The sequence below is a fragment of the Micromonospora cabrerizensis genome, assembly GCF_022230955.1.
In the GTDB taxonomy this organism is placed as follows: Bacteria; Actinomycetota; Actinomycetes; order Mycobacteriales; family Micromonosporaceae; genus Micromonospora; species Micromonospora cabrerizensis.
The window spans coordinates 48,072-61,349 of sequence record NZ_JAKKFI010000060.1 but is presented as its reverse complement, the minus strand read 5'-3'; the positions used below and the strand labels follow the sequence as shown (position 1 = coordinate 61,349).

General features: G+C 71.1%; 12 protein-coding genes and 1 pseudogene. 4 read left to right on the top strand and 9 right to left on the bottom strand.

The window, feature by feature from the left end; all coding sequences use genetic code 11:
- Nucleotides 1-10 precede the first annotated feature (10 nt).
- On the bottom strand, nt 11-1,309 hold the full coding sequence (locus LADH09A_RS14040) for an MFS transporter (protein ID WP_238645492.1): 1,299 nt from the start codon (nt 1,307-1,309) through the stop codon (nt 11-13).
- On the bottom strand, nt 1,306-1,935 hold the full coding sequence (gene pdxH, locus LADH09A_RS14035; protein ID WP_238645616.1) for a pyridoxamine 5'-phosphate oxidase: 630 nt from the start codon (nt 1,933-1,935) through the stop codon (nt 1,306-1,308). Before pdxH ends, LADH09A_RS14040 begins: the two co-directional genes overlap by 4 nt.
- Before the next feature lie 279 nt (nt 1,936-2,214).
- Here pdxH and LADH09A_RS14030 point away from each other — a divergent pair, with 279 nt between their 5' ends.
- The 3 genes from LADH09A_RS14030 (at nt 2,215) to sepH (ending at nt 5,920) form a co-directional block, all read left to right on the top strand.
- Nucleotides 2,215-3,321: a citrate synthase 2 gene (locus tag LADH09A_RS14030; RefSeq protein WP_238645490.1), complete on the top strand. Its 1,107-nt coding sequence runs from the start codon at nt 2,215-2,217 to the stop codon at nt 3,319-3,321.
- A 206-nt stretch (nt 3,322-3,527) separates the two neighbouring features.
- Nucleotides 3,528-4,655 carry a phosphoserine transaminase gene (gene serC / locus LADH09A_RS14025; RefSeq protein ID WP_238645489.1) on the top strand — a complete coding sequence of 376 codons (1,128 nt, stop codon included), beginning with the start codon at nt 3,528-3,530 and terminating at the stop codon, nt 4,653-4,655.
- A 185-nt stretch (nt 4,656-4,840) separates the two neighbouring features.
- Nucleotides 4,841-5,920, top strand: a complete 1,080-nt coding sequence (sepH, locus tag LADH09A_RS14020; protein ID WP_238645488.1) for a septation protein SepH — start codon at nt 4,841-4,843, stop codon at nt 5,918-5,920.
- A gap of 54 nt (nt 5,921-5,974) precedes the next feature.
- On the opposite strand, the gene LADH09A_RS14015 is transcribed toward sepH, so the two are convergent.
- Together LADH09A_RS14015 and LADH09A_RS14010 are read right to left on the bottom strand one after the other, a co-directional pair.
- Nucleotides 5,975-6,799: an alpha/beta fold hydrolase gene (locus LADH09A_RS14015; protein ID WP_238645486.1), complete on the bottom strand. Its 825-nt coding sequence runs from the start codon at nt 6,797-6,799 to the stop codon at nt 5,975-5,977.
- Between the two features lie 76 nt (nt 6,800-6,875).
- Nucleotides 6,876-7,541 (bottom strand): DUF4097 family beta strand repeat-containing protein, encoded by a 666-nt coding sequence (locus LADH09A_RS14010; RefSeq protein WP_238645484.1) that lies wholly within the window; start codon nt 7,539-7,541, stop codon nt 6,876-6,878.
- A gap of 237 nt (nt 7,542-7,778) precedes the next feature.
- On the opposite strand from LADH09A_RS14010, the pseudogene LADH09A_RS14005 reads away from it, so the two are divergent.
- Nucleotides 7,779-8,495 (top strand): annotated as a pseudogene (locus LADH09A_RS14005) (helix-turn-helix domain-containing protein); the annotation flags it as partial.
- A gap of 59 nt (nt 8,496-8,554) precedes the next feature.
- On the opposite strand, the gene thpR reads toward LADH09A_RS14005, so the two are convergent.
- The 5 genes from thpR to LADH09A_RS13980 all read right to left on the bottom strand — a co-directional run bounded on the left by thpR (nt 8,555) and on the right by LADH09A_RS13980 (nt 13,212).
- On the bottom strand, nt 8,555-9,136 hold the full coding sequence (gene thpR / locus LADH09A_RS14000; protein WP_238645479.1) for an RNA 2',3'-cyclic phosphodiesterase: 582 nt from the start codon (nt 9,134-9,136) through the stop codon (nt 8,555-8,557).
- A 7-nt stretch (nt 9,137-9,143) separates the two neighbouring features.
- Nucleotides 9,144-9,653: a hypothetical protein gene (locus tag LADH09A_RS13995; RefSeq protein ID WP_238645477.1), complete on the bottom strand. Its 510-nt coding sequence runs from the start codon at nt 9,651-9,653 to the stop codon at nt 9,144-9,146.
- Between the two features lie 158 nt (nt 9,654-9,811).
- Nucleotides 9,812-11,095: an MFS transporter gene (locus LADH09A_RS13990; RefSeq protein WP_238645475.1), complete on the bottom strand. Its 1,284-nt coding sequence runs from the start codon at nt 11,093-11,095 to the stop codon at nt 9,812-9,814.
- Nucleotides 11,096-11,168: 73 nt separating this feature from the next.
- On the bottom strand, nt 11,169-11,618 hold the full coding sequence (locus LADH09A_RS13985) for a MarR family winged helix-turn-helix transcriptional regulator (protein ID WP_238645473.1): 450 nt from the start codon (nt 11,616-11,618) through the stop codon (nt 11,169-11,171).
- Nucleotides 11,619-11,733: 115 nt separating this feature from the next.
- Entirely contained in the window at nt 11,734-13,212 is a 1,479-nt protein-coding gene (locus tag LADH09A_RS13980) for an NCS2 family permease (RefSeq protein WP_238645615.1), read from the bottom strand.
- Nucleotides 13,213-13,278: the final 66 nt, after the last annotated feature.

Here is a 13,278-nt window from a genome sequence, read left to right as displayed (position 1 = left end):
CCCTAACCGGTCACACCCGGTCGTTGCTCGACGCGGTCGTGGCGCGGTAGCGCAGCAGTGCCGGGAACGCCACCGCGAGCACGATCACGAGCACCGCCGAGGCGAGCCCACCGGCCACCCAGGCCACCCCGCCGCCGAACCCGGCGGCCATGGTGCCGGCCCGGAGGTCGCCCAGGCGCGGGCCGCCCGCCACCACGACCGTGTTGACGCCCTGGAGCCGGCCGCGCATCCGGTCCGGGGCGTAGACCAGCAGCATCGACTGGCGCAGGACGGCGCTGATCAGGTCGGCGGCCCCGGCAACGGCGAGCAGCGCGACCATCAGCCAGAGTTGCTGGGCCAGCCCGGCCGCGGCGATCGCCAGGCCCCAGCCCACCACCGCGAGCACCAGGCCGAGCCCCTGCCGGCGGAGCCGGCCGATCCAGCCGGAGGTCAGCCCACCGATCATCGAGCCGATCGCGATGGCGCTGTAGAGCAGGCCCACGGCCCCACCGCCGCCGAACCGCTCGTGGGCGATCTCCGGGAACAGCGCCCGCGGCATGGCGAGGATCATCGCGATCAGGTCCACCCCGAAGGACAGCAGCAGTACGGGTGTGGTGGCCAGGTAGCGGAATCCGTCGACGACACTGGCCAGGCCGGCTCGTCGGGGCTCACCGTCGGCGCTCGGCTCGGGCGGCAGCGAGGGCAGGCGCAGCGCCGCCCAGAGCATCGCGGTGAACAGCAGCGCGTCCGCCCCGTACGCGATCGGCAGGACCACCGCGGTGTCCGGCGACGCGGCGAGGATCAGGCCCGCGGCCAGCGGGCCGGCCACCGACGCGGCGGTGAAGGTCGTGTAGTTCAGGGTGGTGGCGGCCGGGACGAGGTCCTCCGGGACCAGCCGGGGCAGCATGGCACTGCGGGCCGGCGAGCTGATCGCGAACGCCACCGACTGCAACGCCATCAGCGCCAGCAGGAGCACCGGGCTGCCCACGTCCAGCAGCGCCTGGACCAGCAGCCCGAGGGTGGATGCCCAGAGCAACAATGAGCCACCGAGCAGCACCGCACGGCGGTCGCGGGCGTCGGCGATCGCGCCACCCCAGAGCCCGAAGACCAGCAACGGTACGAAGGCCGCCACACCCAGCATGCCGACCCAGAAGGAGTCCCGGGTCAGGGCGTACATCTCCACCGGCACCGCGACGGCCGTGAACTGGAAGCCGAACATCGCCACGGTGTTGCCGAGCCAGAGCCGGCGGTACGCCGGCACCCGCAGCGGGCGTACGTCGAGGGCCCAGCGGCGCGCTGCGCGCGGCCGAGCCTCCTGCACACCTGTCACGGGGCCAACCGCTCGACGGTCCAGCCACCCTCGTCGAGGCGACGGAAGCGGAGACGGTCGTGCAACCGGCCGGCCCGGCCCTGCCAGAACTCCACCGACTCGGGGTGCACCCGCAACCCGCCCCAGTGCGACGGCGTCGGGATCACGTCCTCGTCGGCGAACCGCTCGGCCACCTCCCGGTAGCTCTCCTCCAGCGCCGCCCGACCCGACACCACCTGCGACTGTGGGCTGGCCCAGGCGCCCAGTTGGGAGCCGCGCGGCCGGCTGGTGAAGTACGCCTCGCTCGCCGCGCGGTCGACCGGCGCGATCCGCCCGGCGACCACCACCTGGCGCTGCATCGGGAACCACGGGAAGACCAGGCTGGCGTACGGGTTGGCGGACGCCTCGACACCCTTGCGCGACAGGTGGTTGGTGAAGAAGACGAACCCCTCGGGGTCGTACCCCTTGAGCAGCACCGTCCGACCGCTCGGCCGGCCGGCCGGGTCCGCGGTGCCCACCACCATCGCGTTCGGTTCGGGCAGCCCGAAGGCCACCGCGTCGGCGAACCAGCGGTCGAACTGGGTGTGCCAGTCGACGGCCAGGTCAGCCTCGGTCAGGCCCAGGTCCGCGGCGTACTCGTTACGCATCGCAGCCGGGGCGGGTGTGTCACCCGTCACGTGCCCACTCCTTCTCGGCGGCCCCACCAGCACCCTCCCGCGCTGGCCAGCCCGCACTGCCCAGTCTCACCGAGTGGAGCGGAGATTGCGCGTCCGGGGATGTCGCGTGCAGCACAGTCGCAGCGGGTCGCGTATCCCTTACTCAGCAGGCAAGATGTTCCGAACACATCCCTGAGGGTCGCCTAAGGCGCCCGGCCGACCGGGCCGGATGAGCTGTTCGGGCGCACCGACCAGATCCAGGAGAGCGACATGGCTGATTTCAAACCCGGGCTGGAGGGCGTCGTCGCCTTCGAGACCGAGATCGCCGAACCTGACCGTGAGGGCGGCGCGCTGCGCTATCGCGGGGTCGACATCGAAGATCTGATCGGGCAGGTGTCGTTCGGGAACGTCTGGGCGCTGCTGGTGGACGGCCGATTCGGGCCGGGCCTGCCGCCGGCGGAGCCGTTCCCGGTGCCGGTGCACTCCGGCGACATCCGCGTCGACGTGCAGTCCGCGGTCGCCATGCTGGCCCCGTACTGGGGGCTCAACCAACTGCTGGACATCTCCGACGAGCAGGCCCGCGAAGATCTCGCCCGGGTGTCGGTGACCGCGCTCTCCTTCGTCGCCCAGTCCGCCCGGGGCCTCGGCCTGCCCGCGGTGCCGCAGAAGGAGATCGACAAGGCGCAGACCATCGTCGAGCGGTTCATGAAGCGCTGGCGCGGCGAGCCGGACCCGCGGCACGTGAAGGCCGTCGACGCGTACTTCATCTCGGCCGCCGAGCACGGCCTGAACGCGTCCACCTTCACCGCCCGCATCGTCGCCTCCACCGGCGCGGACGCGGCGGCCTGCATCTCCTCCGGCATCGGCGCCCTCTCCGGCCCGCTGCACGGTGGCGCCCCGTCCCGGGTGCTCACCATGCTGGAGGCCGTCGAGCGCAGCGGCGACGCGGAGGGCTACGTCAAGGGTGTGCTCGATCGCGGTGAGCGGCTGATGGGCTTCGGCCACCGGGTCTACCGCGCCGAGGACCCGCGCGCCCGCGTGCTGCGGCGCACGGCCAAGGATCTGGGTGCCCCGCGCTTCGAGATCGCCGAGGCACTGGAGAAGGCCGCTCTCGCCGAGTTGCAGGCCCGCCGCCCGGACCGGGTGCTGGCCACCAACGTCGAGTTCTGGTCGGCCGTGGTGCTGGACTTCGCCGAGGTGCCGGCGCACATGTTCACCTCGATGTTCACCTGCGCGCGGATGGGCGGTTGGAGCGCGCACATCCTGGAGCAGAAGCGCCTTCAGCGGCTGGTGCGCCCGTCCGCCCGCTACGTCGGCCCGGAGACCCGCAAGCCGTCCGACGTCGAGGGCTGGGCCGCCATCCCGCACGGCGTCTGAGTGACACGAAAGGGGCCCCTCCCGACGCCTGGCGTCGAGGAGGGGCCCCTTTCGCATCGCTCGGCGCGCGGCGTACGCCGGGGTGTGGTGAAGGCCTCAGACCTGCCCTCGGGGGCCCGGCTTCCACCGATGGGTCCGGGTGCGAGGATGAGGGCCGGCAGTGTCGCCGGGCCCGCCCTCGCCCTTGCGGAAGGATCTTCAAGACCGTGGCTGACGCACCGAGCATCCGGATTCCCGATGACATCAAGCCCGCCGACGGACGTTTCGGCTGTGGCCCGTCCAAGGTCCGCCCAGCGGCGGTGTCCGCACTTGCCGAGGTCGCGACCAGCTACCTGGGCACCTCGCACCGGCAGAAGACGGTCCGCGACCAGGTGGCGCGGCTGCGCTCCGGCATCGCCGAGTTCTTCTCACTGCCCGAGGGCTACGAGGTCGTGATCGGCAACGGTGGCACCACCGCCTTCTGGGAGGTCGCCACCTTCGGCCTGATCCGCGACCGCGCCCAGTTCGCCAGCTTCGGCGAGTTCGGCGCCAAGTTCGCCAAGTCGGTCAAGGACGCGCCGTTCCTGGGCGACCCGACCGTCCGCAAGGCCGACGCGGGCAGCGCGCCGACCCTGGTCGCCGAGTCCGGCGTGGACGCGTACGCGACGCCGCAGAACGAGACCTCGACCGGCGTGGCGGTTCCGATCAGCCGGGTGGCCGGCGCGGACGAGGGCGCGTTGCTGCTGGTCGACGCGACCTCCGGCGCGGGTGGCCTGGAGGTCAACGTCGGCGAGACCGACGTCTACTACTTCGCCCCGCAGAAGTGCTTCGGCTCCGACGGCGGCCTCTGGCTGGCCCTGATGTCACCGGCCGCACTGGACCGGGCCGCCGAGATCAAGGCGTCCGGGCGCTACATCCCCGCCTTCCTCGACCTGGTCACCGCGATCGACAACTCGCGGCTGGAGCAGACCTACAACACTCCGGCGCTGGCCACCATCTTCCTGGCCGCCGAGCAGACCGACTGGATGAACGCGCAGGGTGGCCTGGCCTGGGCGGCCAAGCGCACCGCCGAGAGCGCCGCCACGGTGTACGGCTGGGCGGAGCGTTCCAGCGTGGCCTCCCCGTTCGTCGGCGACCCGGCACTGCGCTCCAACGTGGTCGCCACGATCGACTTTGCCGACGAGGTGGACGCGACCGCGATCGCGAAGGCGCTGCGCGCCAACGGCATCGTGGACACCGAGCCGTACCGCAAGCTCGGCCGCAACCAGCTCCGGGTGGCGCTGTTCCCGGCCGTCGAGCCGTCCGACGTCGAGGCGCTGACCGCGTCCATCGACTACGTGGTCGAGCGACTCTGACCTTCGTCACGGTCGGTGTCGGTGGAGGCCTCCACCGACACCGACCGTGATCATTGCCGCAGCTCAGTCACGACATGCGGGGTGTCGCTTCCCCCACCCCGAGACAGATGCGCGTACGGTGGTCCGAGACGCCTGGGTGGCCGACTCGTGGCGTGCGGCCAGCGAAGCGGGACGGAGGCAACGCTATGCGCCCAGTACGCTTCGTCGCCCTCTCCGAGGACGGCCATGCTCTGGTTCTCGCCGACGAGGTCGGGCGGTTGCTCGCCCTGCCGATCGACGAACGGATCTCCGGCGCCCTGCACGCGGAGCCCAGTTCGCCGCCGCTCGCGGCGGCGCCGACCGCAGCCGACCCGATTCCGTCACTGTCCCCTCGGGACATCCAGGCCCGCATCCGCTCCGGTGAGTCCGCCGAGGATGTCGCCCGGATCGCCGGCGTGCCGGTCGACCGGGTGTTGCGCTATGCCGGCCCGGTCCTCCAGGAGCGGGCGATGCTCGCGCAGCACGCCCGCCGCACCCGTCTCAAGGGAGCGGAGAAGCCCACCCCGCTCGCCGAGGTGGTCAACGGTCGACTGAGCCAGCACGGCATCGACACCGAGAAGATCTCCTGGGACGCGTACCGGCGTGACGACGGCACCTGGCGGATCATCGCCACCTGGCCGTCCGGCAAGGCCACCGCGCAGGCCATCTGGGATCTCGACAAGACCCGGCAGTCGGTCGCACCGCACGACGACATGGCGCAGTACCTGTGCGCCGAGCGGCCCACGCCGATCCTCGGTCAGGAGCCCGCACCGGAGCGGGGCGGGCATGGCCTGCCCGGTCCGTCGCGCGGTGAGCCGAGCCGCGGTGGGCACGGGTTGCCGGCGGCGTCCGAGCACCCGCGCCCCGGCCGGGATCCGATCCGCGCCGGCCGGGATGCGCTGCTCGCCTCACTGGACCGCCCGCTCGGCGCCTCGTCGGGTCGTGGTCTGGAGCCGCGTACCCCGGCTGCTCTCGCCGGCTCGGACGCGCCCCGGCAGCGGCCGGTCGGCGGCGGTGCCGCCGCGTTGCTCGGCGGCGGCCAGGGGTCGGCCTTCGACGACGACTCGGACGCGCCCAAGGAGGTGCCGGCCGTGCCGTCGCTGGCGGTGCTGCGGCCTCGCCGGACGGGCGCTGCGGCGGCCGCCGGCGGCGAGTCGACCGATGCGAACGGCAAGCCGCGCAAGCGGCTGCCGAGCTGGGACGACGTGCTCTTCGGCAGCGGCCCGGCCGCACGCGAGTCCTCCTGACGCTTCGCGTTGGCGGGTGGCGGTTCGCCACCCGTCAACGCGAGCGCTCGGACCTCACCGAATGTCTCCAGCGCCTCCGTGATGAGAGGCGGCAACCTCCCGTACGGCCTCGGCGACGGTGCGGAAGTCCTTCTTGAGGATGGCACCGTGGTTGCTGGTGACCTTCGCGGCGATCTGGATGTGTGGGTTTCGGGCGGTCACCGCGTCGAGGCTGGCGCGGATCTTCTCCTGCTCGTCACCACGGCTGCCGAGCGACGTCCCCGAGGCGACCACGTACCGCACCGGCACCGTGATGGTGTCCAGCACGGGGCCCAGCTCGCGCTCGCGGGAGAGTCTGCCGAGCTCGATGTTGCTGTCCGCCATCTGTTCGGCGTTCATCCGAGGGGTCAGGCCCGTCGGGCGCAGCAGCGGCATGAAGAGGTTCATCCGTCGGAACATCGTGCGGATCCGTTGCGCCATGGCCTCGTCGAGCCAGTCGTGCGGGAACGCGCCGTCGACCAGGACCGCGCCCAGGGCACGCTTCGGGTTACGGCTGGCCCAGTGTGCCCCGACAACCGCTCCGTACGACCAGCCGACCACGAGCGCGCGGTCCACGCCCCGGGCGGCGAGGACGGCATCGACATCGCGGACGGCCGCCTCGAAGGAGTAGTCCGCTGACCGCTTCGACTTCCTGCCGCGAGCCCGCTCGTCGTAGGTGATGTGCCGCCACCCGGTGCCGAGTTCGGCGATGACCCGCCGCCAGTACCCCTGGGTGGCGAACTGGCCGTTGAGGTAGACGACGGGGACACCGGGACCGCCGGTGTCGGTGACGGCCAGGGCCGTGTCGTCGACCGGCACCATGCCGGTCCACGACGAGGTGGTCGGGGAAGTGCTGTTCATCGTCATCTCTTCACTCCTGGTCGCGTCGGGTTTCGGTCGTGTCCACGGCCGGCTGGTCGAGGCCGGCACCTACGGCTCAGAGGCTGCGGGCGGTGATGTCGCCGTGGGAGGTGGTGGCGCGGATGTCGAGTGCGGCCGTGCCGTCGTTCCTGAGGGCGTTGCTGACCCGGCCGTGGCCGGTGCCGGCGTCCAGCGCGGCCGACACGCCGGCGGCGGCACCGACCGAGATGTCGCCGGACTGAGTCGTCAGCACGACGGTGCCGCGCACGGCTTCGGCGATCCGGATGTCGCCCCTCGCGGTGCTGATCTCCGCGGGGCCGGTGAGCCGGCCGACCTCCACGTCGCCGTCGATCGCGGTGAGGCGCACGCTCGCCGCCTCGTCGATCTTGATCTGGCGGTACGCGCCGTCGAAGGTGACGTCGCCGAGGCGTCCAACGCCACGCAGCTCGGCGCTGGCGGCCTTGGCGTCGACGCGGGAGTTGGCGGGCAACCGGACGGTGACCTGCACGGATCCGGAGGAGCCGACGAGCGGGTTGCTGTCGGTCGCGGCCGTGATCCGCAGGACGCCGTCGGCGTACGCGATGGTGGTCTGCTCGGCGGCCCTGGTGTCGCGGCTCCTGGCGGGGTCGGTCGGCAGCACCTCGACCGTCGTGTCGGCGCGGTCCGCGGCGATGAGCTGGATGCGCCCGGCGGGGATGTCGAGGATGGCGGAGATCGGGGCGGGGGTGTCGAACGTCTTCATCATGGTCTCCCGTGTTCATGCACTCTTTCTGATAACGGAAACGCTACGTTGCTTTCGATGTACCGGCAATGCCCCTGTTGCACTACCGATCCGTTTTCCCAGCTAAAACCCCTTAAACTGTTGCAACGGCCATTGGGATAACGCAACAGCCCTCACCGCGCGAGTTGCAATGGGTCAGAAGTGAACGCTATGGTGGAGGCGTCACGGGCCACCACGGGGATCACCAGGGAGATCGCGATGCCGGGAGGCAGACTCACGCAGCAGGAGCGCCAGCAGATCGCGCTGGGGCTGGTCGACGACCTCCCCTACGCGGAGATCGCCCGACGTCTCGACCGTCCCACCTCCACCATCACCCGCGAGGTGATGCGCAATGGCGGGCCCCTGGCCTACCGCGCCGACCTGGCCCACCGCGCCACCGAACGCCGCGCCCACCGACGCAGGCCGGCCTCCTCCCGCACGGCGGCGTCAGTCCTCCAGCCGCACGGACGCGACGCCGAGGCCGTGGCCGAATACGAGGAGACGTTCACCACCGTCCTCATGGCGTCGGGCCTGGGCAAGATGGCGGCCCGCGTGTTGACCTGCCTGTTCACCACCGACGCGGGCCGCCTCACCGCGTCCGAGCTCGCTCAGCACCTCCAGGTCAGCCCGGCGTCCATCTCCAAGGCGATCACCTTCCTGGAGGGTCAGAGCCTGGTCCGCCGCGAACGCGACGAACGCCGCCGTGACCGCTACGTCGTCGATGACGAGCTCTTCTACCAGGCCACGATCGCCAGCGCCCGAGCCAACGACCAGCTCGTCGAGACCGCACGGCAGGGCGTCGCCCTCCTCGGCCCGCACACCCCGGCCGCCGCCCGCCTGGAGAACATCGCCCGGTTCCTCGACTTCATCAGCGAGAGCGTCATCCGCGCCGCCGAACAGGCCCGCGAAGTCCTCCACAGCAGACCCGAGGCGGCCACTGCCCAGCCCAGTCCGGGCCAGGACCAGGCGGGGATCGCCGGCACGTCGGCGCTGGGTCAGAGCGGCCAGGCGGCGAGCCGTTCGTAGCGCCATCGTCGGGCGTCGAGGTGGCTGCGCATCAGCAGCAGCTCGCTCGCCGGCCACTGCGGGCCCTGGTAGTCGTCCAGGGTGGCCAGGTCGGCCTCGATGGCGGCCAGGTCCATCCGGTCGCCCGGTCGGGCCACGGTCAGGTGCGGGCGGAACGGCCTGGCGTCGCACGGCAGCCCGGCCTGCCCCAACCGGGCCCGGATCAGCCCGGCGAGCACATGCAGTGCCTCGACCTCGCCTCGCAGGCCCACCCAGAGCACCGTGGACCGGCCCTGACCGAACCGGCCACCGCCGCCGAGGCTGAGCCGGGGCAGGGCAGCACGGCCGTCACGGAACCCCTCGACGGCCAGCCCGAGCGCGCTCTCCACCTCGACCAGCCGGGCCGTCTCGACGTCGCCGAGGAAGGCCAGGGTGACGTGCAGATGTGCCGGATCGGCGAGCCGGACGGCGGTGCCGGCGGCGGCCGCCGCGCCGACCCGTAGCCGGGCGACCCGCGCGCCGAGGTGGTCGACCGACTCGGGGGGCGGGTAGACCGCGACGAAGAGCCGCAACCGTCGCTCAGCGATGCCGTTGCCGGTGCCCGGCTCTGGCCGCCGGCAGGGTCATCCCGGCGGCGTGCAGCACGCCCTCCACCCGGACCCGTTCGATCTCCTGGTCGACACCTTCCAACTCGCCAAGGTGCTCGGTGATGCCGAGGGCCCGACAGGCGAGGCGAAGCCGGTCGTCGTACGCCTGGATCAGCGCGCCGTGCCAGACCATCGACCGGCCGGTGCCGCCGATCCGCTGCCCGCCGAGACGGCGCAGGTCGGCGGCGAGCTGCTCCAAGGGCCGACGGTCGGTGCGGTCGAACTCGCTGAGATCGATGTCCCGGGTCAGCGCGTCGGCCTCGATGGCCCGGTCGAGGCGCGCGATCATCCGTTTCTCCCGCTGGCGCTCACGCCACTCGGACCAGCCGCAGACCACCCGGTCGACGATCTCGTCGTAGCAGAAGAGCAGGGCGAGTGCCGCCGGAAGACTGGCCACGGCGAGGAACGCCAGGGCCAGCATCAGCGCGCGTCCGACTCCCACGTATCGACGCTAAGCCCCATCGTGCCGCCCCGCCAGCGGTTTGCCCGCATCCGCGTATCCGCTCAAGACGGCGTGCGCGGCACGGAGCCCGGTTCCGGCGGTGTCGGGAAGGGCCCGTGTCATGCGAAGTCCGATGACCAGGGGCCCTTCCGGACAGCTCAGCAGTCGGTGGACGTGACGTAGAAGCGGGGCATCGGCAGCACCCGGAAGCGCAACCGGGCACCGGAGTGGCGCAACTGCCAGGTGAGGGCGACCAGCGCGGCGGCCAGTGAGATCAGGCCGCCCATCCAGATGCTGGCACCGGCACCGAAGTGCTCCGCGACCCAACCGATCAGCGGCGCACCGACCGGGTTGGTGCCCAGGAACACCAGCACCCACAGCGCCATCACCCGACCCCGGAAGGCCGCGTCGACGCCCAACTGGATCCGCTGGTTGGCGGCCTGGGCGAAGAAGACCATGCAGAACCCGGTCGGCACGAGCAGTGCCACGACCAGCCAGTACGTCGAGGCGAGACCGACCAGGGTGCCGAAGCTGGCGCAGGCGATGGCCGCGCCGAGCACCAGCCAGACCGACGGCCGGCTCCGCCGACCGGTGCCGCTGAGCGCGCCGCCGAGCGCGCCGACGGCCAGCGCCGTGCTGAACAGGCCGAAGGAGGCGGCGCCGGTGTGGAACACCGTCTTCGCCAGCGCGGCGAGGGTGAGCTGGAAGTTGAACAGCGACATGCCGATCACCGACATCATCGCCATCGGCATCAGCAGGTCGGGGCGGTGCCACACGTACCGCAGCCCGTCGACGACCCGCGCGGACGCCCGCTCGTCGCGCGGCAGCAGGGCGTCGCGGTGCAGGTCGGCCGTACGCATCCGAACCACGTTGACCAGGGGCGCGACGGAGCTGAGGGCGGTGAAGAGGAAGACCGGGCCCACGTCGAAGGCGGCGATCGCCAGGCCGGCGACGGCCGGGCCGACGATCCGCGCCGAGTTGAACACCGCGGCGTTCAGCGACAACGCGTTGGGCAGCAGCGGCGTGCCGACGAGTTCGGACACGAACGCCTGACGGACCGGAGTCTCCACGGCGTTGGCCGTGCCGAGCAGCGCGGCGAAGGCGAAGACGTGCCAGAGCTGCACCAGGTCGGTGAGGACGAGCACGGCCATGCCGAGCGCCAGCACACTCCAGAAGGCGTTGGCGACGAAGAGCAGCACCCGCTTGTCGTACCGGTCGGCGAGCCGGCCGGAGAGCAGGGTGAGCAGGAGCACCGGGGTGAACTGACAGGCGGTGACCACGCCGAGCGCGGTGGCCGAGTTGTCGGAGAGCTCGAGGACGAGCCAGTCCTGGGCGATGAACATCATCCAGACGCCGATCAACTTGATCAGCTGCCCGGATGCGAAAAGGCGGTAGTTACGGACCTGTAGGGACTGGAACATCGTGCTCAACTTGGCCTGCACTCTTCGTGCGCCTCCTTAAGGACGTACGCGTCATCGACAGGTGACGGCACGGACCCGGTGGCGCGGGCGCGGCTCAGGCGCGAGCGAGCTGCTGAAGAATCTGGGCGGCCCTCTGCAGGGTCTCCCGATCGTCCTCGTCGAGTGCGGCCAGCCGGTGGGCCAGCCACTCGTCGCGGGCCCGCTCGAACTGGTCGAGCACGGCCTGCCCTCCTTCGGTCGCCGCGAGGATGACCTGCCGGCCGTCGGTCGGGTGGGGTGTCCGCCGCACGAGGCCGCGGTCCTCCAACTTTCCGACGATCTTGGTCATCGTCGGTGGCTGCACCCGTTCCACGTCGGCCAGTTCCCTGGGCGTCAGCGCGCCGGCCAGCCGCAGGCTGGTGAGCGCGGAAACCTGGGTGACCGTGAGGTCGCCGACCGGTCGGGCCTGGCGGACCCGCCGGTTGAGTCGGGTGATCGCATCACGCAACTGGGGAGCCAGTTGCGCCGGTGGCACGCGTTCCGCCGTCACCGTCCGCTCCGTCACGTTAGTTAGCTTAACTAATGAGCCTGGCTAACGACATCTGTTATGACCAGGCTCACGAGGACGTCAGTGCTGTTCCGGGCGGGGAATCCCGTTCGGTTCCCCGCCCGGACGTGCGTCAGAGCACCAGGGACTCGATCGGCCCGCGCAGGAAGTACAGCACGAACAGCACGGCCACCCCGTACAGCAACGGGTGGACCTCACGGGCCTTACCGCGAGCCAGCTTGACCACCACGAAGGTGATCAGACCCGCGCCGATCCCGTTCGAGATCGAGTAGGTGAACGGCATCAGCACGATCGTGAGGAACGCCGGGATCGCGATCTCGTAGTCGGACCAGTCGATCGTCCGCACCGCGGTCATCATCAGGAAACCGACCACCACCAGGGCCGTCGAGGCCGCCTCGAACGGCACGATGACCACCAGCGGCGCCAGGAACATCGCCAGCAGGAAGAGCACGCCCGTGACCAGGCTGGCCACGCCGGTCCGGGCACCCTCCCCGACACCGGCGGCACTCTCGATGTACGACGTGTTGCTGGAGGTGCTCGCCGCACCACCGGCCGCCGCGGCGATCGAGTCGACCAGCAGGATCTCCTTGGCCCGCGGCGGGGTGCCCTGCTCGTCGAGCAGGCCGCCCTCCTGGCCGACCGCGACCATCGTGCCCATGGTGTCGAAGAAGTCCGTGATCAGCAGCGTGAAGACGAACATCAGCACGACCAGCCAACCGGCCCGGCCCCACGAGTCGAGCACGTTGAACTTGCCGAGCAGCGACAGGTCCGGCAGGTCCACCACCGTCTTCGGCAGCTCCGGCACGTTCAGCGACCACCCCTTCGGGTTGGGCTGACCGTTGACGAACGACGGGCCGATGTTGCCGATCGCCTCCACGATCACCGCCAGCACGGTCGAGGCGAGGATGCCGATCAGGATCGCGCCGCGTACCCGGCGGACCACCAGCACCAGGGTGATCAGCAGACCCACCACGAAGACCAGCATCGGCCAGCTCACCAGCTTGCCACCGATGCCCAGACCGACCGGGACGGTGGTGTTGGCGGCGTCCGGGATCCGTCGGACGAAGCCGGCGTCCACCAGGCCGATGATGGTCAGGAACAGACCGATGCCGACCCCGATCGCGGTCTTCATCTGGGTCGGCACCGCGCGGAACACCGCGGTCCGCAGACCGGTCAGCACCAACACAGCGATGATCACACCCTCGATCACCACCAGGCCCATCGCGTCGGCCCAGGTCATCTCGGGGGCGATCTCGTACGCCACCAGCGCGTTGACACCCAGACCGGCGGCGAGTGCCAGCGGGAACCGGCCCACCACACCCATCAGGATCGTCATCAGCCCGGCGACCAGCGCGGTCGCGGCAGCCAGCGCGGGAATCGGGAGGGTCTTGCCGTCCCCGTCGACGGCACCACCCAGGATCAGCGGGTTGAGCACCACGATGTACGCCATCGTGAAGAAGGTCGCCAGGCCACCGCGTACCTCGCGGCTCATCGTCGAGCCGCGGGCGGAGATCTCGAAGAACCGGTCGAATCCGTTACGCGGGTGAGCGGGGTCGGGAGGGGTGCCGTTCTCGGGCGGCGCTACTGCCATCAGGTCCTCGCAGGTGATCTTCCGGTTGTCGCGCGCATCGTCCCAGATCACCGACGGGCAGGGGAA

Coding starts and splice junctions, on each gene's coding strand:
- pdxH (WP_238645616.1), bottom strand. CDS start 1,935: ATGCGTAACGAGTACGCCGCGGACCTGGGCCTGACCGAGGCTGACCTG.
- LADH09A_RS14030 (WP_238645490.1), top strand. CDS start 2,215: ATGGCTGATTTCAAACCCGGGCTGGAGGGCGTCGTCGCCTTCGAGACC.
- sepH (WP_238645488.1), top strand. CDS start 4,841: ATGCGCCCAGTACGCTTCGTCGCCCTCTCCGAGGACGGCCATGCTCTG.
- LADH09A_RS14015 (WP_238645486.1), bottom strand. CDS start 6,799: ATGAACAGCACTTCCCCGACCACCTCGTCGTGGACCGGCATGGTGCCG.
- LADH09A_RS14010 (WP_238645484.1), bottom strand. CDS start 7,541: ATGAAGACGTTCGACACCCCCGCCCCGATCTCCGCCATCCTCGACATC.
- LADH09A_RS13980 (WP_238645615.1), bottom strand. CDS start 13,212: ATGGCAGTAGCGCCGCCCGAGAACGGCACCCCTCCCGACCCCGCTCAC.